The sequence below is a fragment of the Microbulbifer sp. MI-G genome (assembly GCF_030440425.1).
Lineage (GTDB): Bacteria > Pseudomonadota > Gammaproteobacteria > Pseudomonadales > Cellvibrionaceae > Microbulbifer > Microbulbifer spongiae.
The window spans coordinates 2,282,693-2,304,415 of sequence record NZ_CP098023.1 but is presented as its reverse complement, the minus strand read 5'-3'; the positions used below and the strand labels follow the sequence as shown (position 1 = coordinate 2,304,415).

The window sequence follows — 21,723 nt, the reverse complement described above, 5'->3', positions numbered from 1 at the left end:
ATCTTGCGGCCCTGTTTTTACTTTGTGTAGCTATTCTTCTTTCTGCCTGCACCCGGAAATCAGAGACCTGGCAGCTCAGTGGCCCCACAATGGGGACCAGTTATCACATCACCATGGTGGATATTCCCAGAGGGGCAGATCGAGCCAAATTGCAGGCACTGATCGACAGTGAGCTGCATCAGGTCAACCAGGTTATGTCCACCTACATCGATAATTCCGAGTTGATGCGCTTCAATCGGAGCCCTGTGGGTCAGGCCATACCAGTGAGCAAGCCGCTTGCGGATGTTGTGGAGATGTCTCTGGATATCTACCGACGCAGTGACGGCGCCTTTGAGGTCACGGTTGGCCCCCTGGTCAATTTATGGGGATTTGGCCCCCAGCCGGAACCAGAGAAGATTCCCTCCGAGACAGACATTGCCCGCTTGCAGCAGATCGTGGGTTCCGATGCTCTAAAAATGACTCGTGAGCCGGATACCCTCACTCGAGAGCGCCCGGTGGAAATAGACCTATCGGCCATTGCCAAAGGGTATGGGGTCGATCGGATTGCGCTGCTTCTGGAACAGCGGGGCATTCGCAACTATCTGGTCGAGATTGGCGGTGAACTGCGTACCCTGGGTAAGAATCCAAAAGGTAGAATCTGGCGAATCGGCATCGAGGCGCCTGACTCCATAGGTCAAATCGTTCAGCAGTCTATTGGTGTCAGTGGCAAAGGGGTAGCGACCAGCGGTGATTACCGCAATTACTACGAACGCGGGGGTGTGCGCTATGCACACAGCATAGATCCCCGTACCGGGCGCCCGTTACAGCACAGGCTTGCATCTGTGACCGTTGTTGCCGATAGCTGTGCCGAGGCCGACGGCCTTGCAACGGCTCTGAATGTGCTGGGTGTTGAAGCGGGGATGGCTTTGGCTGAGCGCGAAAATCTGGCTGTTTTTATGTTGGTAAAAACTGACAAGGGGTTTGAACAGCGGTACAGCGCCGCTTTTGCCCCTTATCTGGAGAAGTCTGAGTGATGACGGTGTTTATCTTTGCCTTTGTTGTCATGTTACTGGTTGTCGCAGGGATGGCGGTAGGCGCCATGGTGCAGAAAAAACCGTTAAAAGGATCCTGCGGTGGACTCAACACTATCGGTATGAAACAGAACTGTGCTATCTGCGGTGGTGATGATGAAGCGTGTGAGAAAGAACAAAAACGTCAACGAAATAAAGTCGCTGTAGAGGATATTGCTTACGATGCTACCAACCGCAGGTAAGCTTTGTATTCTATCTGCGAATTTTTGTTTTTACCAAAGTAACGTTCAGTGAATGGAAAGCATCCCTGCTCCAGAGGCTGGAAATGCACAATTAAGGGGTTAAATGGCAGAGCAAAAATTTGATCTGGTTGTTATTGGTTCCGGCCCTGCTGGAGAAGCCGCTGCAATGAGCGCTGCCAAGCAAGGAATGCGTGTGGCGGTGATCGAAAAACGCCAGGTGGTTGGCGGCAACTGTACCCACAAGGGTACTATCCCTTCCAAGGCGCTGCGCCACTCAGTAAAACAGCTCATGCGCTACAACACACAAAGTGTATTTCGCGCACTGGGTGAACCGCGCCGGCTTACTTTTCCCCAGGTGATGCAAACGGTCAACAAAGTCATTTCCTATCAAGTGGAAATGCATACCTCTTTATATGCGCGCAACCGGGTTGAGCTGATTGTGGGGGAGGCCAGTTTCCACAATGCTAACAGCCTGGATGTGCAGTTGCCAGATGGTGCTACGGAAAGTGTCACTGCAAAAAAATTCATCATCGCCACTGGCTCGCGCCCGTATCATCCGGCGGATGTGGATTTCGGGCACGAGCGTGTATACGACAGTGATACCATTTTGGATATGCAGCACACCCCACACTCCATTATGATCTATGGAGCAGGGGTGATCGGTTGCGAATATGCCTCTATTTTTGCCGGCCTGGGAGTCAAGGTTGACTTGATCAATACCCGTAGCAGCCTGCTGGAATTCCTTGATGACGAAATCTCTGATGCCCTGAGCTATCATCTGCGCGATATGGGAGTGACTGTCCGTCACCGGGAAGAATATGCGCGAGTACTGCTCAATGCGCAGGGGGTGATTATGGAGATGCAGTCCGGCAAGCGTATCCACGCCGATGCACTGCTCTGGTGTAACGGTCGTACCGGTAATACCAGCAGTTTGGGTCTGGATAATGTTGGTTTGGAAGCCAATCACCGCGGTCAGCTGAGGGTAGATGATCATTACTGTACTGAGGTGGAAAATATTTACGCGGTAGGGGATGTGATTGGCTGGCCCAGTCTTGCCAGTGCCTCCTATGATCAAGGCCGTGCTGTGGCGGCAGCCATTGCCGGGCGCGGCCACCGTGTTGTCGAAGACGCACCCACCGGTATCTATACCCTACCGGAAATCTCTTCCGTGGGTAAAACCGAATCCGAGTTGACCGCCGCCAAGGTGCCCTACGAGGTGGGCCGTGCGCTTTTCAAGCACACTGCGCGCGCACAGATTTCCGGTGAGCGTGTGGGTATGCTCAAGATCCTGTTCCACATCAAAACCCGCGAAATCCTCGGGATTCACTGTTTCGGTGCCGAAGCTGCAGAAATTGTGCATATCGGCCAGGCGATTATGAAGCAGCCTGCAGAAAATAATACGATCGATTACTTCGTCAATACCACATTCAACTATCCCACGATGGCGGAGGCATACCGCAGTGCCGCTCTGGATGGACTTAACCGGGTTGCACGATTATGACAGAACCCTCTCCGAGTGAATTTCGGGAGCTGGTCAAGGGGTTTTTTGAGCAAATTCCTTTTAACCAGCAAATTGGACTTGAAATGCAGTCCCTGGACCTGGAAGCCCTAACACTTTCTGCAGGTTTTGCATTGCGCCCACAACTCATCGGTAATATCTGGAAAAACATTTTACACGGCGGTGTTATCGCCACGGCTCTGGATACCGTTGGCGGCCTCACCGCCATGGTGGCCGCCTATCAGCGTTTGGGAGATTTGTCCTGGGAGGAAAAGGTGGATCGCCTTTCGAAACTCGGCACTGTGGATATGCGGGTGGATTACCTGAAACCGGGCAGGGGCCAGCATTTTCTCTGTGAAGGCGCCATTCTTCGCACAGGTAAAAAACTGGTGGTTACCCGTATGGAGCTGCGCAATGATATGGATATGTTGATCGCCACCGGGACCGCCACTTATCTCTACTAGCGGAACTGGGAGGAAAGGTACAGGCAGGCGCCCATATAAAATACAGGGATGCCTGGCAACAACAGGTTATCAGCTATCTTCAGGGTTCCCCGGAAGAGATAACTGGTTGCGATAAAAGAGAAAAAGACATCCAATAAACTGAGCTGGCAGCCAATAGCTATTGATCCGAATCGTGAAGGGCTAATAACAATAAGCTTAATTTATTGGCCGTTAAAATCACTCAGGGGTTATTTTTTGTGGGCCAAGTCACGGGATTCCAAAACAGTTCCAGTTGCAGTTGCCCCTGAATAAGATATCTTGTGACCACCCTGGTGCACTCTATTGGCGGTGTATTGCTACTGGTGTTGTTATAACTAAATTTCAATAGAAAGGGATCGAGCAATAACTTTTTGGAAGTATATAAATATGATATGACGTAACAATAATAATAGAGGAAACTTCTAATGAAATCCTTAATGAATAATAGGTTGCGAATAAAATCCTGGTTTTTGAGTCTGTTATTTTTCCCTTCTGTCCTGCTTTCCCATAACCTGCTTGCCCTCGAAGAGATTGAAGGGAGTCAAAAAGCGCTTCGCTGTGGTACGGAGCACCCAACGGAACAAGAGGCAGTATTGCAGGAGAGTTATTTTAGAATGATGAACGGTGCATTGCGCAATTATGTTCATCGCCAGGCTGGTCTGGTAGGGGTGAACGTGCATTTTCATGTAATCACAGACACCTTCGGAAATGGTTCCCTGTCTCTCCTTGAAATCAACAACCAAATGAGCGTATTGAATGCCGCATTTTCTGCAACACCTTTCAGTTTCAACCTGGCATCGGTGACAACCACAGCAAATAACAGTTGGTACCAAGTCGCACCCAGTACCAGTGCCGAATTCCAGATGAAGTCGGCGCTACGCGTAGGAGGCGCCGCAGATTTAAATATTTACACGGCGAATATCGGTGGTGGTTTGTTGGGATGGGCAACCTTTCCCAGCAGTTATGCCTCAAATCCCATTAATGATGGCGTGGTTATTTTGACGGAGTCCCTGCCGGGTGGCAGTGCCTCACCCTACAACGAGGGAGATATCCTGGTTCATGAAGTGGGACATTGGGTGGGGTTGTACCATACCTTTCAGGGTGGCTGCAGCAGCCCGGGAGACTTTGTCGCAGATACGCCGGCGGAAAGCTCTCCATCCCGCGGATGTCCGGTGGGACGGGACTCCTGCCAGGGACCTGGATTTCCAGGCGTGGACCCGATCCACAACTACATGAATTACACCGATAATGCCTGTATGTTCCAATTTACCTCGGGCCAATCAACCCGTGCTGACCAGCAGAGTAGCTTTTACCGTGGTCTTTAGAACCTGATCCGAAAGGGAATCCGTTTCTACCATATAGTGATAGGTCCTAAGTTCCCGGCTTCAATAGAAGCTGGGAGCCGCGTAAAGAGCTACATGCGGCCCTAGCTGTAATTACCCTTAAGCATAGGATAGTGGTCTACTAAACTCGGACACCAATTTAGGTGGTAAAATCGCCACCTGAGACAGAGGTGTTCAGTGAGTAGACAACGTCGTTCCTTCTCCCCGGAGTTCAAATTGGGTGCTGCCCGTCTAGTCCAAAAGGGAGCCCCACAGCTTTGCCGGGGAGACACGCATAGTTTGACAGATCCGTAAGTTCCATAGTAACTACAATGTGTGAGCTGCCAAGTAACACACAAAGGCAAAGGGGTCACCTTGAGACATGGTGGACAGTTTAAGTCACATGAGATGGAAGTGTAAGTACCATACTAGTTTTTATCCCAAAGTATCGTAGAAAGCTACCGTTTGGACAAGTGCGTAGAGAGTTGCCCACGTTATTTCACCAGTTGGCCCGGCAAAAGGAGAGCCTGATTGAGGAGAGGCACGTAGTGCCGGATCATGTCCATATGATGGTATCGATTCCGCCCAAATACGCTGTCTCCCAGGTGGTTGGATATATCAAAGGGGAAAGTGCTATTTACATCGCAAGGATCTACTCTGGCCTGCATAGAAATTATGTAGGACAACACTTCTGGACGGGAGGTTATTGGATACAGGTACCACCGCCATCCGCCCATGGGTGAAGCAGCTTGAAGCTGAACGTGGCGGAGAGACGCCCGCGAGTAAAGCACTTATCCCCTGGCAGCAAAAGATCCAATAGCTTGAGGCCCGGATCAACTACCTGGAGCGGGAGAAAGAGAGACTAGGGCCTGTCTGAACTAATACAACTAATACAATTTACAGTATGACCCCACCGGAACTTGCTTGGCTCACGCACTCATTCTACCATCCACCGTTCGATATCTAACTGCAAATTCCACCCAGCCTATTAGGAGGACATGTGGAGCATTTTTCGATCAAGACTGTAGTAACATGCGTACTTGCAGCCACACTATTGCAGGCCTGCACGCTAACTGTCTCGACAGAGCGTCCCGTAGTATCGGAACAGGCGTGGAGCCATCGTCCCACGGATGATTCAGGATTGGCGAAGGTACACTTCGTAGACGCCTTGGCTGACTCTCACGAAGTATCGGTCAGCAAGCTTCCGATGGTTGTCCATCTGGATGGAAAGCCCATTGACGCTGCTGCGTTTATCGAGCAGCACCTGGCAAAAGAATTACAAGCACGTAAAGCAGGGGTCACGTTCACATCAGATACTAAAGATCAATTCATATTGCACGATCTAGAAATAATTTCTCACCGAGTATCCAGTTTTTCACCCATGGTCACTTTGAGCATGGCCCAGGCGAATCTCACAGTCTCCGGCCAATCACGGCGACTGGTTTCCTTCGTCAAACGCGCCAAAGTACCAGTGTGGTCAATGGATGAAATCAACGAACCGGCTTATAACGAACCACTTGAGCTGGTCATCAAAGAATTAGCGGCGAAGGTAAATCAGAATTACCATAATCGCAGCCTACCAGATGCTGAAGTGGAAGACCTGATCGAGAAAATCCGCGCGTTCAACTCAGGCGATGGCTCCATTTATCTCACTATGTACGAACTGGCGTTCTCGAACAATAAGCTAGCAAAGCCTTTCATGGTAGAAATGACCAGTCATCCGGCTGAATACATCAGGCTAGCAGCGATCTCAGGCCTCGGTATCCTACGAGCGGAAGACCAGTTTGACCATCTTGTCAATCTTTACCAAAACTCGGATATCTGGCAGGATCGAGCTATGGCACTGAAAGCTATCGGAGATTTGGGAACTGAAAAGAGCAACGCCTTTCTATTGAAGCAACGTGACCGTTGGCAAAATGTTACGAGTAATGAAGGTATCTGGAACTCTCGAATCCTGAGTCTCTATTTGGATGACAGCGGAAATTGATTCAGGTAGTCGCTGTGTAATGTCTGATCAGTTCAACACAGTGGCTTGCCTCTCTTGTCCGACGATAATCACGGTGGCCGGTCCGCGACAACTATCTTGGTTCGTTGTGTGCTCTACAAACCAATAATCCCCATATTTATCGACTTCCAAATCGAACTCATCTAAAGCTGGGATGTATTGTTTGACTGTTATGAGCAATAAAAAGCCTCAATTAGACCATCACAAGAGATGATTTGAGAATATATAAAGCGCCAGGGAAGAAAGATGTGCCGTCAGGAGTAGATATATGCGGGAGAGTTCTAACTAATAGCCCCTAGTCTCTAAAGAAGACTTTCAGCAACTATCTGCGCGGCGGTTAGTTGCTGATTATACTTCCTGGCCGGCAATGCTACTACTTAAATGGCAACCTCCTGGATTTCAATGGCGGCGATACGTTTGCCTTCCTCAGCAGACTTCTGGAATTCCTCAATCTGGTCAAAGTTCATGTAGCGATAGATCTCGCCTGCCATAGAGTTGATGTTTTTCGCATACGCCTGATACTCCTCCAGAGTGGGCAGTCTGCCGAGAATGGCACCCACTGAGGCAAGTTCTGCAGAAGTGAGGTAGACATTGGCACCGTCGCCCAGGCGGTTGGGAAAATTGCGGGTGGAAGTGGACAGTACCGTGCTGTTTGGTGCTACGCGGGCCTGGTTACCCATACACAGGGAGCATCCAGGCATTTCGGTGCGGGCACCGGAAGCGCCATAAATGTTGTAGTAGCCTTCTTCCATCAGCTGGTGTTCATCCATTTTGGTAGGCGGTGCAATCCACATGCGGGTAGCAATGCCACCCTTGTGCTGTTCCAGAAGTTTACCCGCAGCGCGGAAGTGGCCGATATTGGTCATACAGGAGCCAATAAATACCTCATCCACCTTATCGCCAGCCACCTCGGATAACAATCGGGCGTCATCCGGGTCGTTCGGCGCACAGACGATGGGTTCATGGATTTCTGCCAGATCAATTTCGATCACCTCAAGATATTCGGCATTGGCATCCGCTTGCATCAGGCTCGGGGCGGCTAGCCACGCTTCCATAGCGCGAGCGCGGCGCTCCAGGGTGCGTTTGGAGCCATAACCCTCGGCAATCATCCAGCGCAACAGGGTGATGTTGGAACGCAGATATTCGGCGATGGTGTCTTCAGACAGCTTGATGGTACACCCGGCTGCAGAGCGCTCGGCAGAGGCATCGGATAGCTCGAAGGCCTGCTCAACAGTCAGATTTTCCAGCCCTTCGATCTCAAGAATGCGGCCAGAGAAGATATTCTTCTTGCCTTTTTTCTCTACAGTCAACAGGCCTTGCTTGATGGCATAGTAGGGAATGGCATGCACCAGGTCGCGCAGGGTGATGCCGGGTTGCATTTCACCCTTGAAACGCACCAGTACAGATTCGGGCATATCCAGGGGCATGACACCGGTGGCCGCCGCGAAGGCCACCAGTCCGGAACCGGCAGGGAAAGAGATCCCCATGGGAAAACGGGTGTGGGAATCACCACCAGTACCCACGGTGTCGGGCAACAGCATCCGGTTCAGCCAGCTGTGGATAATGCCGTCTGCCGGGCGCAGGGAAACGCCGCCGCGGTTCATAATAAAGTCCGGCAGGGTGTGCTGGGTGTCGATGTCAACGGGTTTGGGATAGGCTGCGGTATGACAAAAGGATTGCATGACCAGATCGGCGGAAAAGCCGAGACAGGCCAAGTCTTTCAGTTCATCCCGGGTCATGGGGCCGGTGGTGTCCTGAGAGCCCACGGTAGTCATTTTGGGTTCGCAGTAGGTACCCGGGCGAACCCCCGCCATACCACAGGCTTTGCCGACCATCTTCTGTGCCAGTGTGAAGCCCTTGCCTGTATCGACCGGCTGTTTGGGCTTTCGGAACAGGTCAGAGGGGGGCAGGCCCAGAGATTCCCATGCTTTACCGGTGAGACCGCGACCGATAATCAGATTGATACGGCCACCGGCCTGAACCTCGTCGAGCAGAACCTCGGATTTTAATTGGAATTCGGACAGTACTTGGCCATCTTCGGAGAGAATTTTTCCCTCATAAGGACGGATTTCAATTACATCGCCCATGCCCAGGGCATCAACCGGTGCTTCGAATACCAACGCTCCGGCATCTTCCATGGTGTTGTAGAAGATGGGGGCAACTTTACTGCCGATACAGATCCCCCCCCCTTTTTTATTGGGCACGCCGGGTATCTCTTCGCCAAAGTACCATAACACGGAGTTGGTGGCAGATTTACGCGAGGAGCCGGTGCCGACGACATCGCCGACAAAGGCAACAGGAAGGCCTTTGGCTTTCACCGCCTCGATTTGTTGCAAAGGGCCTACGGCTCCGGGTTCTTGCGGCTTCAGGCCGTCGCGCTGCATTTTGTACATGGCGAGTGCATGCAGGGGGATATCCGGACGCGACCAAGCATCGGGCGCCGGGGACAAATCATCGGTGTTGGTCTCCCCGGTTACCTTGAATACTGCCACCTTGATGCTTTCCGGCACCTTGTTGCGCTTGGCAAACCACTCGGCGTCGGCCCAGGATTGCAGGACCGCCCTGGCATTTTCATTGCCGGCCTTGGCTTTTTCTTCCACATCGTGGAAAGCATCGAACATCAGCAGCGTACCTTTCAACTGCTCGGCAGCCAGCCCGCCCAAATCCTTGTCGTCCAGCAATTCAACCAGGGTGGCGATATTGTAGCCACCCAACATTTGACCAAGCAGCTCTACCGCCTGTTTGCGATCGATCAGAGGGGAGTCTGCTTCGCCTTTGATAATGGCAGAGAGGAAACCGGCCTTGACATAAGCGGCCTCGTCAACACCCGGCGGTACGCGGTGGGTGAGCAATTCAACCAGTTCCTGTTCTTTGCCCTCAGGCGGGGCTTTGAGCAACTCAACCAGGCCGGCTACCTGCTCGGCGTCCAGTGGCTTTGGTGGGATACCCTGTTCGGCGCGTTCTGCGACGTGTTTGAGGTAGGCTTCGAGCACGGATACGTCCCTCTTCATATATGGAGTGGCACCAACAGCGGGTGGCATTCCCGGTCTATGCACGGGTTCTCGGGATTTTTTCGAGGCCGCTGAAGGCGGGGTGGCGAATACTACAGGAAAGTCTTACTACTGTTAAGTTTATCGAAAAATCAATAATTTAGGCAAATTCTGGCTATAGGCACGGTGAATGTTGGTGGTCCGCTGGCCGGAGTTTCCCCCCTTTTCTTGATGACCGAAACGCAATAGTCTACCTGCAACTTTCACTCGGGCCGATGTGGCTGGAGTGGATCAAACTGGGTATTCGATGTACAGAAAAATTCGCACCCCCTGTATTGGGGTCTGTTCAACTGGTATTGGTGACGAGGTATGCCGCGGGTGCAAGCGTTTTGCCCATGAAGTCATCGATTGGAACGCCTATACCGAGGAGCAGCGCCGTATCATTGCACAGCGGCGCGAAGGCTACTTGGCCAGTGCGGTACGCAGCCTGTTGGAAATTGTAGATCAGCCGCTGTTGCTGGCTCAGTTGAAACATCAGCAGATTCGTTTTGACGATCGCCAAAATCCTTACTGTTGGGTGTTTGAACTATTGCGTGCAGGAGCAAGTCAGATTGCCAATCCACGGGAGTATGGGGTAAGCCCTACAAACCAGGCCCGGGGCTTATCCCTTGAGGAAATTCGCCAGCGTATTGATGAGGATTTTTATGCCTTGTCGGTTTCCTACTACCAGCGCTATGTATCCCCGGGGATAGTGGAGGGCTGACTATGTCCGGATATTTCTCTTAGCACCAAGTCTCTTTTGACAGTGTTGCCGAAAAGCGGTGACAAACTTGCACAGGAATTGCGCTTTTTTATCTCTGTTCTCTCAGGAACACCCTGAGTGCAGGCAAGAAAGCTTCAGAGGCCAACCCCAGATCCCGTCGCTGGCGACGGCGGCTCGGGCTGGGCTGATGATCAATACGGGTAAAGTTGGGTAGTTGTCCAGCACTATTGGCCTGGATTAAAACCGGCATGGATGAATACCCGACCTGCCGATAGGCATCTTCCTGTTCTTTTTCTTGTCCATAGAAAATTTCCGCCACCTGCAGGTTGGGGCGGCTCTGAACCTGCACCTGGCGAAGATCCTCTTGCTGGCTCTTATGCAAGCCAGCAAGCAGCTGCCGCTGGTATTGTATGCCCGGATCGGAGCCCGCTGGATCCAGTTGCACCAGTTTTTTCTCGCACCAGCCCACGGTCACTTTTCGGATTGATTTACGCGCCTTTATCCAGGATAGGGCGATGGCATCTGGGCGATTGGGGCAGAGGAGTATCAGCCGATAGCATTGGCGCAGATGGGCGCGGGGGTGGCCGGATTGTGTCAGCACTTCCCGTACACTGCGGTCGCGCTCTGCCACCGGGCGTTGTTCCAGGGCTGCTCTGAAGCTTGAAATAGCGTTGTAAAATTCTTTTTTTTGCGCATTGAACTGCTGTGCGAGGGAAAGGGTTTTACTCGGTACTGCAAGCAATCCTGGGATTTGCAAAGTGACACGAGCGTCACTACCAGAGCCCATGGGCTCTAAGTAATCCAGTTGCGCGTACAAGGCGCCTGTCAACGAAAAGGGCTGCTCAAAGCTTTTACCGAGAGCCAGAGAGGCATCCTGGGCAAACCCGGGTTGCAGCAGGTAGTGCTGCCAGGGTTTGCCTGCGGCTTGCAACTGTTCCAGGGACTCGCGCAGCCTGGTGGCGCTGGAGTGCAATTTGTCCAGCAGTGGCGGGATTGCCTGTGCCAATTCCCGATAGTGTTTCATTGTTGCTGCTCCCGGTGTGGTAAAGCTCTATATTAATACACTTAATAAATCGTTACCAGTTTTATGATAAAAATTAACCGAAATTTTAACCATTGAAACTCTCTGCGCTCACAGCAATTCCTGATCTTTACCCCTGATTATTGGCCGGGCATAGTTGCCGGATCTGTTACAACAAATAGTATTAGTTAAAGCTCCTGTGGAATATGCAGACTTCCAGTAATATCGCATAACTTCGGCAACCTCAGTTGGGAAATAACCATATTGGTATCACCCTGCCCAATTTCTTGGTAATGCTAAATGATGCGTGTAATACGGTGCGATAGCCACATGGTCATTATCCCTTGCATTACAATTGCGAGGCATACGGCAGCCCACCAGTCAGTGGCGCCATTCCAGGCCATCCAATACGCTTTGCTGACCAAGAAAGGAGGGAATAAACCAAACAGCCATTGCCAGGGTTCGGCAACAAACCACCCCAATACAATAATCCCACCTGCGAGGCTGACGAATTTAGCCACAGCAAATCCTTGCACTTTGTTCTCTGCGGTAACTGTAATAAATAATGCCACGATCGGAGCGGTCAACGCTGCCCCAACGGCCAATACTGGCAGCTGCCACAGCCCTAACCGGCCTTGGTGGGTTACTACCAACATACCGGCCACTATTAGGAAACCAAATGCAGAGGTTGCGGCTACCCGGTAACCTAGGTAACTCAAAGACGATACTGGTGTGACCAACATTGCGCACCAAGTTCGGTCATCCTTCTCGCCAAGCAATAGGAACCCAAACACAGTTCCCACCAATGCCGCCCCATTGTAGAGGATCATGTGTGCCAGGATGGGTGGATAATAGGAATACAGAGGGCGGTCAACGAGCTCTCCGGGCATGACTCCGTGTTGGCTAAGATATTCGTTCAACCAAGGCAAACCGTAGCGCAAGGCCAGGCTCAGTAGAAGTGCAAAAACAAACATCGAGATTAACAGTTGATCCCGCCCGATAAGCCGCAAATCGTTGCGTCCCAATCGAATTGCCAGTGGTGCTTGTTTCAACTCTGTCTCCAGAACTCAAGGATGTGGACCCGGTAAGCTCGATACATCCATGCTGTGAGGATTATTATCGTTATCGCCGTGTAGCCAAGTCCGTATGTCCATTCCGCAGGATTCAGAGTGTGGAATGCACCCTGTATCAGTAGGGTCGGCGCACAGGTAGGAATCAACAAAAATATCGGGTGTTCGCTAAGACCCAGGAATCTCAAAACAGGCAGTTGTAAAAGGCTTGTTATAAACGCGAGCGGAAGGAGAAATTCCATCAATGTTTGATATCGAACCACCAGGATCAATCCAACCAACGAATAGACGATACTCAGAGACACAATGCCGAGGAATAAGAAAAGAACTTCAACCGCTGTAAAAGGCCACCCTTGCCCAATCAGCACCAGGGTGCCACCGACCATGACCAAGGATTCTACTATTGCCAAGGTTGATAGTGACACGATTTTTGCCCACAGGTATTCACGACTGTGCAGAGGTGATGCGAGCTGCGCGATCAGAGTACCTTGCTCTTTTTCGAAAACGACCAGCACCGCCGCGTACAGCAGGGTGGAGCCGCCGATGGTGGCCAGTAACAGTACCGGTAACAGGACGGGCAAGTACGTCAGTGAAGAAAGTATGCCGAGTGCCAGGGCCAATACCACACTGGCTCCGATTCCGATCAAATACAATTGCATACGCAATTGTATTCGAAAGTCAGTTACCATCATTGATAACAGGCGGTTCATGGTGACAAAGCCTCTCCAGTCACCTCGATAAACACGTTGTGCAACGTTGTTTCCTGTGAATGTACTGTCTCAATCCGCTGCGCGGACCTCAATAACTCAATAAATGCGGCATTGTTGCCGATTCCGTCGAGCCCGAACCTTTTTTGTACCGTCTCTGATGAATCATTTATGTAACCTACTGTAATTTCGCGTCTGCCAAAGCACTGCTTCAGTACCAGCGGAGCGTCGATCAATCGCAAAGTCCCCTGAGTAATAAACGCGACACGGTCACATATGACATCCGCAAGATGCATATCGTGGGTTGTAATAAATACGGTTGCTCCCCGTGAGCGGAGTTCCAGCACTAGATTTTGGATCTTTCGTGCGTTTGTGGGATCCAACCCACTTGTCGGTTCATCCAAAAACAGAATTTTCGGGGCGTGGATAATGCTGCGAGCGATATTCAGCCTTACCTTCATTCCCTTACTGAATGCAGAAACTTTTTGGTTCATCACCTCAGCTAATCCGACCCACCCCAAGACTTCCGTTGAATCATACGTCTGGCCGGTATAAAACGAGCGAAAGTGTTCGAGATTTTCCCGTGCGGTCAGTTTGAGATAGTGGTTGGGGAATTCGAATGAAACGCCAACATGCTCATAATACTCCTTCCCCCAGTCGGTTAACTCCCGGTTCATTACTTTCACTTGGCCGCCGTATCCGCGCAACAGGCCGGTCAGTATGTTCTGCGTGGTCGATTTCCCCGCTCCCGAAGGTCCAAGCAAGCCCACTATCTCACCCTGGGCTATCTTGAAGCTAATACCACGTACGGCATTTTCAGTAGAGCGGGGGTAACGATAGGTCAAATCGCGTACTGCAATCATAGGTATTTCCCTAATGCAAACTTCTGATCCCCATACAACACTTACTGATGTCCACGGGCAGTATAGTTGCGACCGGGGTTCGTTTTTCTATACCTCGGGTTTCGGATGGAACATGTGATTCATTCCCTGGAATAATGATTATGTGAAAGCCATTTGGAACGGAGGGATATTTTATGCTGTCCGGTTTGAAAACGATACTGGGAAGGGCACGACTACACAGCCTTGTTGCCGTTCGGACAGAGGGGTTAATCAGTGTAGGGAGCAGACATGCTGTTGCCTGTTTTGGCGCATGGCGGGGGAAAAGCGGATCATATCCAACAGGGAATCGATATAGCGCTCGCCAAGCTCGCCAAGATCCTCCTCACGTGATGACAACAACCATTCTTCTAGTACACCAAAGAGACCGCCATGTAACATCTCTGCTGCGAGACTCACATCCAGATCCACGGGTAACTGTCCAGTGGTGACAGCCATATGCACCAGTTGCCCCATGTTCTTAAAAGCCTCAGTACGGCCCTGCTTCAAACGTCGAACGGACTCACTGCTCTCATCAGCCACTTCAGCGCGTTGAAAGAGAATCTCCAATACCCACTGCCACTGCTCATTGCAGGCAATTTCGTGGAATAGCCATACCCAGCGGGTTCGCAGCACCCCGAGAGGATCTTCTTTGACCTGATCTCCAGCGGTTTCGCACAATTGTTCGCCGGGCACACGCACTCGCTCGGTCAGGGCATTGAGGAGTTCGACATTGTCACGGAAATGATTGCACAGAGCACTCGGTGTAACGCCAGCTAACTCAGCCACTGCTGAAAGGGAGGCAGAGGAGATTCCTGATTCATGGAAGACACTGAGTGCAGCGTCCAGAATGCGCTCTCGGATCTTCAAGGCTAGTTCGTTGCTCTGTTTGGTCATTGGGACAGCTTGCTTCTCTTGTAATCATATTAACCTCACCTGGACGCGTAATTACGACATTTCATCGCAGGGGTGCCGGGTGCGGTTTTTATATAACCCCTTGAAAACACAGGGTGAAATTGCCTGCTAGGGGGAGCTTGCAGAGTGATGAATACTTGATAGGATTTCGTGTGCGCACATAAAATATCAGTTTGCTGAAATCGGATTTTCCCGCCGCTTTCACTTCCCGCTCCTGACAGTGCAGTCCGGGCAGTCAGCGCTCACCGAGGTAATCATGCTCAACAACAAAGCTCTCATCTGTCTTTTGGCTGTGTCTTCTCTGTTCACGGCTTGTGGTGAAGAGGCCGCTGTGCCATCAAGAATGACACCTCAGGTAACGATTGTCACACTAAAGTCTGAGCCAGTCACGCTGACAAGGGAGCTGCCGGGGCGCACTTCGCCTTTTAAGGTGGCGGAAGTACGCCCGCAAGTGAATGGCATCGTAACTCAGCAGTTGTTCCGAGAAGGCGGCCGGGTAGAGGCCAATCAGCCCCTTTACCAGTTGGACGATGCTGTTTATCGGGCAGATGTGGCCAATGCCAGGGCAATATTGCAGCGTAATAATGCGGTGATGAACATCGCTCGTTTAAAAGCCGAGCGCAGTGAAGAGCTGGTAAATGATGGCGCTGTGAGCAAACAGGAGAACGACTCTGCCGAGGCGGACCTGCAGGCTGCCCGTGCCGATGTAGCTGCGGCCAAGGCGGGGTTGCATAGGGCGGAGATTCAATTGGCCTATGCGCGAATCACCTCGCCAATTACCGGGCGCATAGGCAAGTCCGCTGTGACCCAGGGTGCGCTGGTTACGGCCAATCAAACTGCTGCGCTGGCCACGGTTCAACAACTGGACCCCATATATGTGGATGTCACCCAGTCTGCTGCCGAGCTTGTGAACCTGCGCCGGGCTTTCGAAGCGGGCACCCTTGGGGATGCTACTCACCTGCCAGTCAGAATTTTTCTGGAGGATGGCAGCGAGTTTGCGTTCAAAGGCAAGCTGGAGTTTGCCGAGGCCAGCGTCGACCCATCCACCGGCAGCGTTCTCCTGCGCGTGGTAGTGCCGAATCCTGACAACATGTTGCTTCCCGGGATGTATGTGCGTGTGATTGTGGGTAGCGGGGTGCTTGAAAAAGCCATTCTGGTACCCCAGGAGGGCATAGCGCGGGACCCTGATGGGAAAACTTCTGCATTGGTGGTTACTGAGGAGAATATTGTGGCCCAGCGCTCGGTTAGTGTAAGCCGCACTGTCGGCAATCGCTGGCTGGTAGAGGAGGGGCTGTTTCCGGGGGACCGCGTGATTGTTGCCGGCCTGCAGAAAATTCGTCCGGGGGCACCGGTACAGGCCAGCGAGCGTTCAGAGATACCGCCATCGGCAGTGCCAGAAGATGCCCAGGCTCCAGAAGCATCTGATCGGCAGGGTTTGTGAGGGCAGGAATGATGGCAAATTTCTTTATCTACCGGCCTGTTTTTGCCTGGGTGCTGGCTATTATTACCATGCTGGCAGGCGCGCTTTCCATTAGCCAGCTGGCCGTAGAGCGCTATCCGAATATTGCACCCCCTGCAGTCAATATTGAGGCGAACTACCCAGGAGCTTCCGCACGGGTGGTTGAGGACTCGGTCACCCAGATTTTGGAGCAGAACATGAAAGGTCTCGATGGCCTGCTCTATATGTCTGCAACCAGCCAGTCGAATGGGAGCGCTGCCCTCTCTTTGACCTTCCAGAATGGCACAGATCCGGATACCGCCCAGGTGCAGGTACAAAACAAGGTGCAGCTGGCGATGCCGCTGCTGCCACAAGAAGTACAGCTACAGGGGGTGAACGTCAGCAAATCCCGCAACGGCTTCCTGATGGTGGCGGGTTTTGTCTCTGAAGACGGCAGTATGAATCGCAATGACATCGCCGATTATATCAATTCCGCCATTGTAGATCCTGTCAGCCGGGTACCTGGTGTTGGTAATGTACAGGTCTTCGGGTCCAAATACGCTATGCGCATTTGGCTGGATCCCAACAAGCTGGCCACTTACGGCCTGTCTTCAACGGAGATTGCTGCTGCGATACGGGCACAGAATGCCCAGGTTGCGGTAGGCAGCCTCGGTGCAGCACCAGCAATCCCGGGGCAGCAATTGAACGCTTCGATTACCTCCCAGGGACGCCTGCAAACCCCGGAGCAGTTTCGTGCGATTGTGGTGCGGGCCAATGGGGACGGTTCTCTGTTGCGTCTGGGTGATATAGCACGGGTGGAGCTGGGGGCGGAAAATTACGAATTTATCTCTCGCTACAACCGGCAGCCTGCTACCGGTATCGCCATCAATCTGGCCACCGGTGCCAATGCGCTAGAGACGGCTGAGGGCGTCAAGGCGAAACTCAAGGAACTGGAGCCCTTCTTTCCGCGGGGTTTGAAGTCGGTAATACCTTTTGATACCACACCATTTGTCGAGGTTTCCATCAAGGGGGTTATTGCCACCCTGGTCGAGGCGATTATCCTGGTCTTTCTGGTGATGTACCTGTTTCTGCAGAACTTCCGCGCAACCCTGATTCCCACAATCGCGGTGCCGGTTGTATTGCTGGGGACTTTCGCTGTGCTTGCAGCCCTGGGCTTCTCGATCAATATGCTGACCATGTTTGCCATGGTACTGGCCATTGGCCTATTGGTGGATGATGCCATTGTAGTGGTGGAGAACGTCGAGCGGGTGATGCACGAGGAAGGACTGCCGCCCAGGGAAGCTACGAAAAAATCCATGCGCCAGATAACCCCGGCGCTGGTAGGTATCGGTGTGGTGCTTTCGGCAGTATTTGTACCCATGGCATTTATGAATGGTGCAACCGGGGTCATTTACCGGCAGTTCTCTGCAACCATTGTTGCCGCCATGGCGCTCTCGGTGCTGGTGGCCATTATCCTGACGCCGGCGCTTTGCGCGACCCTGTTAAAGCCATTGGTCAAGGGTGAAAACCACGGACAACGGGGGTTTTTCGGTTGGTTCAACCGCAACTTTGAACGCAACAGCCGGCGCTATCAAAATGGGGTGAGGGCGGTTCTTGCCCGCAGTGGTCGCTTTATGTTGCTCTTTTTCGCGCTCTCCGCAGTGATGGTGATCCAGTTTTTGCGCCTGCCCAGCGCTTTTTTGCCGGACGAAGACCAGGGGGTGCTCTTTTCCATGGTGCAGGCGCCGGTGGGCGCCACCCAGGAGCGTACCATGGAATCTATCCGCAAGGTGGAAGACCAGTTTCTCAACAACGAGCAGAATACGGTGGAGTCCGTATTTTCGGTGCAGGGATTCAGTTTTGCCGGCAGCGGTCAGAATACCGGTATTGCTTTTGTCAATCTCAAGGACTGGTCTGAGCGGGAGGAGGCACAGGCAAGCTCCAGTGCTGTAGCGATGCGGGCCATGGGTGCATTGATGCAAATAAAGGATGCGCTTGCCTTTGCCTTTTCGCCACCACCAATACCTGAGTTGGGTTCTTCCGGGGGCTTTACTTTTTACCTGATGGACAATGGCAACCTGGGACATCAGGCGCTGACCGCAGCGCGAAATCAGTTCCTGGGTATGGCTGCACAGAGCCCACTGCTCTCCAACGTAAGGCCCAACGGACAGGAGGACACACCACAATTCCGTGTGCAAATTGATAACGCCAAGGCTGCGGCATTGGGGTTGTCTATTGCAGAGATCAACAGTGCACTCAGTACTGCCTGGGGCGGCTCCTATATCGATGACTTCATTGATCGCGGCCGGGTCAAACGGGTATACATGCAGGCGGATGCCCCTTACCGCATGGTGCCGGAGGATTTCCAACTCTGGTCTGTACGCAATGCCGAGGGCGATATGGTACCACTGTCCTCTTTCGCCAGTTTTTCCTGGGAATACGGTTCGCCGCGCCTTGAGCGTTATAATGGCCTGCCCGCGATGGAGATCAATGGCCAGGCGGCGCCTGGCATCAGCTCTGGTGAGGCCATGGCGGAAGTGGAAAAGCTGGTGTCGACACTGCCGGTGGGCATCGGGATGGAGTGGAGTGGGCTCTCCTACCAGGAGCGCGCTGCCGGTGCGCAGGCGCCGCTGCTTTACATTTTGTCACTGTTGATTGTGTTTTTGTGTCTGGCGGCACTGTATGAGAGCTGGACCGTGCCCACTGCGGTACTGCTGATTGCGCCACTGGGCATTCTCGGTGCAGTACTTGCCAACAGCCTGCGGGGGATGGAACGGGATGTCTACTTCCAGGTCGCCATGCTCACAACTGTTGGCCTGACCAGCAAAAATGCCATCTTGATCGTGGAGTTCGCCAAGCACAACCTGGACAGCGGCATGGAACTGGTGGCAGCTACCATGCGTGCGGTGCGCGACCGGTTGCGCCCAATCCTCATGACTTCACTAGCTTTCGGTCTGGGTGTGTTGCCACTGGCTGTTGCTACCGGGGCCGGTTCTGGTGCCCAGCGCGCCATTGGCACTGGCGTGTTGGGGGGTATGGTGGTGGGAACCCTGCTCGGTATCTTCTTTATTCCGCTCTTTTTTGTGGTTGTGCAGCGCTTATTTGGTCGGAATAAGACCTCGTTCAGCGCGGAACTTCCCGCTGATCAGGGAAAGCTTACCGATAAACAAGCGGACACTGTAGAGGCCGTATAAAACCCCTTTTTGCATTGTCTTGAATAGAAATAAAAGGTATGGGCCGACACAGTCGGCCTCAATCGCAACCTGCCGTAGGCAATTTTTTTCACCGAGGGATCAGGAGAGTTCGGTAATACGCCTGTTTGCCGCTGCCAGGTTCTTTTCTTTCGCCTCCCCGGCAACAGCCAGCCCTTCAATGTAAATAAACTCCACATCGGTCATGCCCACAAACCCCAGAAACTGACGCAAAAATGCGCTTTGCGCATGATCATCACCGTAGAAGCCGCCGCGAGCCGCAAAGACGATAACTTTTTTGTTCACGAGCATCCCCTGGGGGCCATTATCGGTATAGCGAAAGGTAACACCGGCGCGGGCAATATGATCGAAATAGGTGTGCAACGTGGATGGAATAGTGAAGTTGTACATAGGTACTCCCATTACCACGGTCTCAGCGGCAGAAATTTCTTTAATCAAAATATCCGAATAATGGACCATTGCCTGCTGCTCTAGGCTGCGCTGTTCCTGTGGTGTATTGAATGCTTGATAGTGCGCCAAGGTCAGGTGCGGTATCGGTTCTGCCACCAAGTCGCGGCTGATCACTTCTCCACGGGGATTCTCCGTTTTCCAGTTCTGCACGTATTTTGCGGCCAACAGGGAGGATTGACCCTCTACCTGAAAGATACTGGATTGGATAGTGAGTAGCTTTGCCATCATTGCCTCTTGAGAGGGGTACTAGGGACATCCCCGCCGCAATTTTCACTTCGGCTTGAAGGTGCCGATCATTGATGTAGCCAGTGCTTCCGGCTTGGCCAGAGCCTGCAGCCAGGAAGCGGCGGACCCAGGGGACCCTTCTTCCGGCACACCTCCAACGCCATCAAAGCCGGCTGGTGGCTTGTATGGCTACAATCTGACAGGAAAGTATGTATCGTGCACACAGGCCACAGCACAAGGTACAGACAGCTGTGAGATAAGGGCAACCTTTGTCACAGAGGGGGTCAATGATAAGATAGCCGGAAAGCACATTACGCTGACTTATACAGTGTCAAATGGTAACTGGGTGTGCACTTTGGATCTGGAGGATTCTGTATTGCCAAAGAGCTGTTCCAACGCTTGGCAGTAACGTCGCGTTAACGTAAGTTTTACACCGTCTCTAAAATGTGAATCCTGTGAAGAAAAGCGTTTTAGAGCAAAGCCCTCCTTGGAATTCCGACCTCAAGGTTTTTTTTTCATCTGGGGGCCTCTCTTAGCGCTACTTAAAGCCAATAGCCGCCAGATACTCGTCCATGTGTGGGTGCCTTTTCTTTGGTGACCAGCCCGGTGCACTTTTTTTAAGTTCCCCGTTAAGGAAAAAATAAAACATTGGTACTAACGATGAATCAAACTCTGGAAATGGCGGCGTAACCCCTCCCAACGCTACTGGTAGTTGTGGATAGCTTTTTGACCAGCGCTCGAAATGTTCAGTGTGCAATTTTCCTGACCCGCTTGTTATCCAGTAAGAATGTTTTTTGAAAATTTCGCTCCAACGCACATCTTTGCTTATTGCTTTTGCTGCTGCCCTACAAAAACCGCATAAGGGGTTCGATGCAACTAAAATGAACGGCCCTTTTTTAGGGATACTAAAACTGCGTTGTTTAAGGGTCCCGCCTTCAAAAACCCAAATTGTAGATTGCCCTTCCTCTAAACCATTAAGCCTGTGTATCTCAGGCACACTTTGCAAATACTCTACATTTTTTTGATCAACCATCCTTTTGGCTTTCTCAAATTGGCAAGACGCGATGTATGCTTCCTGTAGGGCAGCTAAGTGTCGGTTTTCTATTGCCTCCCGAGACTCCAATTCATGTAATATTTTTTGCATATCATCTATATAATCAGCATCTGGGTTGTGAAAAATGACGGTGTCATTAGCTTCAAATAAATACCCCAAATCTGATATAGTGAGCTTTTGCAAGGCAGCTGGGGCTATTGCTGGCTTAAAATTTTGTAGGTAAAATTTTCTGGATTGGATTCCCCTTTCAGGTTGCCCGCTTATGGCGTTGTATATAGTAAGCAAGCTGGCATAGTTTTCCTTCATCGATGGACCTTTATCGGCATCGGACTGCACTGTCCCTGGTGCAATCAAAAGAAATAGCCATGAGATTATTAGTAATTTGAGGTTATTTAGCATCACCTTACCTGCATTTGGCAATTTATCACTTTGATGGGAGGG

At 51.9% G+C, this 21,723-nt stretch carries 18 protein-coding genes and 2 pseudogenes; 12 read left to right on the top strand and 8 right to left on the bottom strand.

Going from position 1 to position 21,723, the window contains the following annotated elements; all coding sequences use genetic code 11:
* Window positions 1-89 precede the first annotated feature (89 nt).
* From M8T91_RS09545 to M8T91_RS09510, 8 genes and pseudogenes are all read left to right on the top strand, one after another.
* Window positions 90-1,013, top strand: coding sequence for an FAD:protein FMN transferase (locus M8T91_RS09545; protein ID WP_301413839.1), 924 nt, complete (start codon window positions 90-92; stop codon window positions 1,011-1,013).
* Window positions 1,013-1,252, top strand: a complete 240-nt coding sequence (nqrM, locus tag M8T91_RS09540) for a (Na+)-NQR maturation NqrM (protein ID WP_301413838.1) — start codon at window positions 1,013-1,015, stop codon at window positions 1,250-1,252. Before M8T91_RS09545 ends, nqrM begins: the two co-directional genes overlap by 1 nt.
* 103 nt (window positions 1,253-1,355) lie before the next feature.
* Complete coding sequence (gene sthA / locus M8T91_RS09535; RefSeq protein WP_301413837.1) at window positions 1,356-2,753, top strand: Si-specific NAD(P)(+) transhydrogenase; 1,398 nt, start codon at window positions 1,356-1,358, stop codon at window positions 2,751-2,753.
* The gene (locus tag M8T91_RS09530) at window positions 2,750-3,214 is read left to right on the top strand and encodes a thioesterase family protein (protein WP_301413836.1); all 465 of its coding nucleotides are present in this window, start codon (window positions 2,750-2,752) and stop codon (window positions 3,212-3,214) included. Before sthA ends, M8T91_RS09530 begins: the two co-directional genes overlap by 4 nt.
* A 443-nt stretch (window positions 3,215-3,657) precedes the next feature.
* Window positions 3,658-4,557 (top strand): zinc metalloprotease, encoded by a 900-nt coding sequence (locus M8T91_RS09525; RefSeq protein ID WP_301413834.1) that lies wholly within the window; start codon window positions 3,658-3,660, stop codon window positions 4,555-4,557.
* 379 nt (window positions 4,558-4,936) lie between these two features.
* A pseudogene (gene tnpA / locus M8T91_RS09520) lies at window positions 4,937-5,267 on the top strand (IS200/IS605 family transposase); the annotation flags it as partial.
* Window positions 5,255-5,371: pseudogene (locus tag M8T91_RS09515) on the top strand (IS3 family transposase); the annotation flags it as partial. The pseudogenes tnpA and M8T91_RS09515, both read left to right, overlap by 13 nt.
* A gap of 183 nt (window positions 5,372-5,554) precedes the next feature.
* Window positions 5,555-6,541, top strand: a complete 987-nt coding sequence (locus M8T91_RS09510) for a HEAT repeat domain-containing protein (RefSeq protein ID WP_301413832.1) — start codon at window positions 5,555-5,557, stop codon at window positions 6,539-6,541.
* 395 nt (window positions 6,542-6,936) lie between these two features.
* On the opposite strand, the gene acnB is transcribed toward M8T91_RS09510, so the two are convergent.
* A complete protein-coding gene (acnB, locus tag M8T91_RS09505; protein ID WP_301419058.1) occupies window positions 6,937-9,552 on the bottom strand; it encodes a bifunctional aconitate hydratase 2/2-methylisocitrate dehydratase in 2,616 nt (871 codons plus the stop codon).
* Between the two features lie 304 nt (window positions 9,553-9,856).
* On the opposite strand from acnB, the gene M8T91_RS09500 reads away from it, so the two are divergent.
* Complete coding sequence (locus M8T91_RS09500; protein WP_301413829.1) at window positions 9,857-10,312, top strand: DUF1289 domain-containing protein; 456 nt, start codon at window positions 9,857-9,859, stop codon at window positions 10,310-10,312.
* A gap of 88 nt (window positions 10,313-10,400) precedes the next feature.
* Here M8T91_RS09500 and M8T91_RS09495 read toward each other — a convergent pair whose 3' ends face one another.
* The 5 genes from M8T91_RS09495 to M8T91_RS09475 form a co-directional block, all read right to left on the bottom strand.
* Window positions 10,401-11,336, bottom strand: a complete 936-nt coding sequence (locus M8T91_RS09495) for a hypothetical protein (protein ID WP_301413827.1) — start codon at window positions 11,334-11,336, stop codon at window positions 10,401-10,403.
* 293 nt (window positions 11,337-11,629) lie between these two features.
* The gene (locus M8T91_RS09490; RefSeq protein WP_301413825.1) at window positions 11,630-12,385 is read right to left on the bottom strand and encodes an Rv2686c family ABC transporter permease subunit; all 756 of its coding nucleotides are present in this window, start codon (window positions 12,383-12,385) and stop codon (window positions 11,630-11,632) included.
* The gene (locus M8T91_RS09485; protein WP_301413824.1) at window positions 12,382-13,113 is read right to left on the bottom strand and encodes a fluoroquinolone export ABC transporter permease subunit; all 732 of its coding nucleotides are present in this window, start codon (window positions 13,111-13,113) and stop codon (window positions 12,382-12,384) included. Before M8T91_RS09485 ends, M8T91_RS09490 begins: the two co-directional genes overlap by 4 nt.
* Entirely contained in the window at window positions 13,110-13,973 is an 864-nt protein-coding gene (locus M8T91_RS09480) for an ABC transporter ATP-binding protein (protein ID WP_301413822.1), read from the bottom strand. The genes M8T91_RS09485 and M8T91_RS09480 overlap by 4 nt, the downstream gene beginning before the upstream one ends.
* Window positions 13,974-14,222: 249 nt before the next feature.
* A complete protein-coding gene (locus M8T91_RS09475; RefSeq protein WP_301413820.1) occupies window positions 14,223-14,885 on the bottom strand; it encodes a TetR family transcriptional regulator in 663 nt (220 codons plus the stop codon).
* Window positions 14,886-15,159: 274 nt separating this feature from the next.
* On the opposite strand from M8T91_RS09475, the gene M8T91_RS09470 reads away from it, so the two are divergent.
* Both M8T91_RS09470 and M8T91_RS09465 read left to right on the top strand, forming a co-directional pair.
* Window positions 15,160-16,344 (top strand): efflux RND transporter periplasmic adaptor subunit, encoded by a 1,185-nt coding sequence (locus M8T91_RS09470; protein ID WP_301413818.1) that lies wholly within the window; start codon window positions 15,160-15,162, stop codon window positions 16,342-16,344.
* 11 nt (window positions 16,345-16,355) lie between these two features.
* A complete protein-coding gene (locus M8T91_RS09465) occupies window positions 16,356-19,535 on the top strand; it encodes an efflux RND transporter permease subunit (RefSeq protein WP_301419056.1) in 3,180 nt (1,059 codons plus the stop codon).
* A gap of 99 nt (window positions 19,536-19,634) precedes the next feature.
* Here M8T91_RS09465 and M8T91_RS09460 read toward each other — a convergent pair whose 3' ends face one another.
* Window positions 19,635-20,231 (bottom strand): FMN-dependent NADH-azoreductase, encoded by a 597-nt coding sequence (locus M8T91_RS09460; RefSeq protein ID WP_301413816.1) that lies wholly within the window; start codon window positions 20,229-20,231, stop codon window positions 19,635-19,637.
* 58 nt (window positions 20,232-20,289) lie between these two features.
* Between M8T91_RS09460 and M8T91_RS18905 the strand changes: the two genes are divergently transcribed.
* Window positions 20,290-20,637, top strand: coding sequence for a pilin (locus M8T91_RS18905; RefSeq protein ID WP_367317713.1), 348 nt, complete (start codon window positions 20,290-20,292; stop codon window positions 20,635-20,637).
* Window positions 20,638-20,766: 129 nt separating this feature from the next.
* On the opposite strand, the gene M8T91_RS09455 is transcribed toward M8T91_RS18905, so the two are convergent.
* Complete coding sequence (locus tag M8T91_RS09455) at window positions 20,767-21,681, bottom strand: hypothetical protein (protein ID WP_301413814.1); 915 nt, start codon at window positions 21,679-21,681, stop codon at window positions 20,767-20,769.
* Window positions 21,682-21,723: the final 42 nt, after the last annotated feature.

Excerpts from the sequence above, each read along its gene's own strand:
- sthA (WP_301413837.1), top strand. The coding sequence starts at position 1,356 with ATGGCAGAGCAAAAATTTGATCTGGTTGTTATTGGTTCCGGCCCTGCT.
- M8T91_RS09455 (WP_301413814.1), bottom strand. The coding sequence starts at position 21,681 with ATGCTAAATAACCTCAAATTACTAATAATCTCATGGCTATTTCTTTTG.
- M8T91_RS09480 (WP_301413822.1), bottom strand. The coding sequence starts at position 13,973 with ATGATTGCAGTACGCGATTTGACCTATCGTTACCCCCGCTCTACTGAA.
- M8T91_RS09500 (WP_301413829.1), top strand. The coding sequence starts at position 9,857 with ATGTACAGAAAAATTCGCACCCCCTGTATTGGGGTCTGTTCAACTGGT.
- M8T91_RS09475 (WP_301413820.1), bottom strand. The coding sequence starts at position 14,885 with ATGACCAAACAGAGCAACGAACTAGCCTTGAAGATCCGAGAGCGCATT.
- M8T91_RS09485 (WP_301413824.1), bottom strand. The coding sequence starts at position 13,113 with ATGAACCGCCTGTTATCAATGATGGTAACTGACTTTCGAATACAATTG.
- M8T91_RS09470 (WP_301413818.1), top strand. The coding sequence starts at position 15,160 with ATGCTCAACAACAAAGCTCTCATCTGTCTTTTGGCTGTGTCTTCTCTG.
- nqrM (WP_301413838.1), top strand. The coding sequence starts at position 1,013 with ATGACGGTGTTTATCTTTGCCTTTGTTGTCATGTTACTGGTTGTCGCA.
- M8T91_RS09545 (WP_301413839.1), top strand. The coding sequence starts at position 90 with ATGGGGACCAGTTATCACATCACCATGGTGGATATTCCCAGAGGGGCA.
- M8T91_RS09460 (WP_301413816.1), bottom strand. The coding sequence starts at position 20,231 with ATGATGGCAAAGCTACTCACTATCCAATCCAGTATCTTTCAGGTAGAG.
- M8T91_RS09465 (WP_301419056.1), top strand. The coding sequence starts at position 16,356 with ATGGCAAATTTCTTTATCTACCGGCCTGTTTTTGCCTGGGTGCTGGCT.
- M8T91_RS09495 (WP_301413827.1), bottom strand. The coding sequence starts at position 11,336 with ATGAAACACTATCGGGAATTGGCACAGGCAATCCCGCCACTGCTGGAC.
- M8T91_RS09530 (WP_301413836.1), top strand. The coding sequence starts at position 2,750 with ATGACAGAACCCTCTCCGAGTGAATTTCGGGAGCTGGTCAAGGGGTTT.
- M8T91_RS09525 (WP_301413834.1), top strand. The coding sequence starts at position 3,658 with ATGAAATCCTTAATGAATAATAGGTTGCGAATAAAATCCTGGTTTTTG.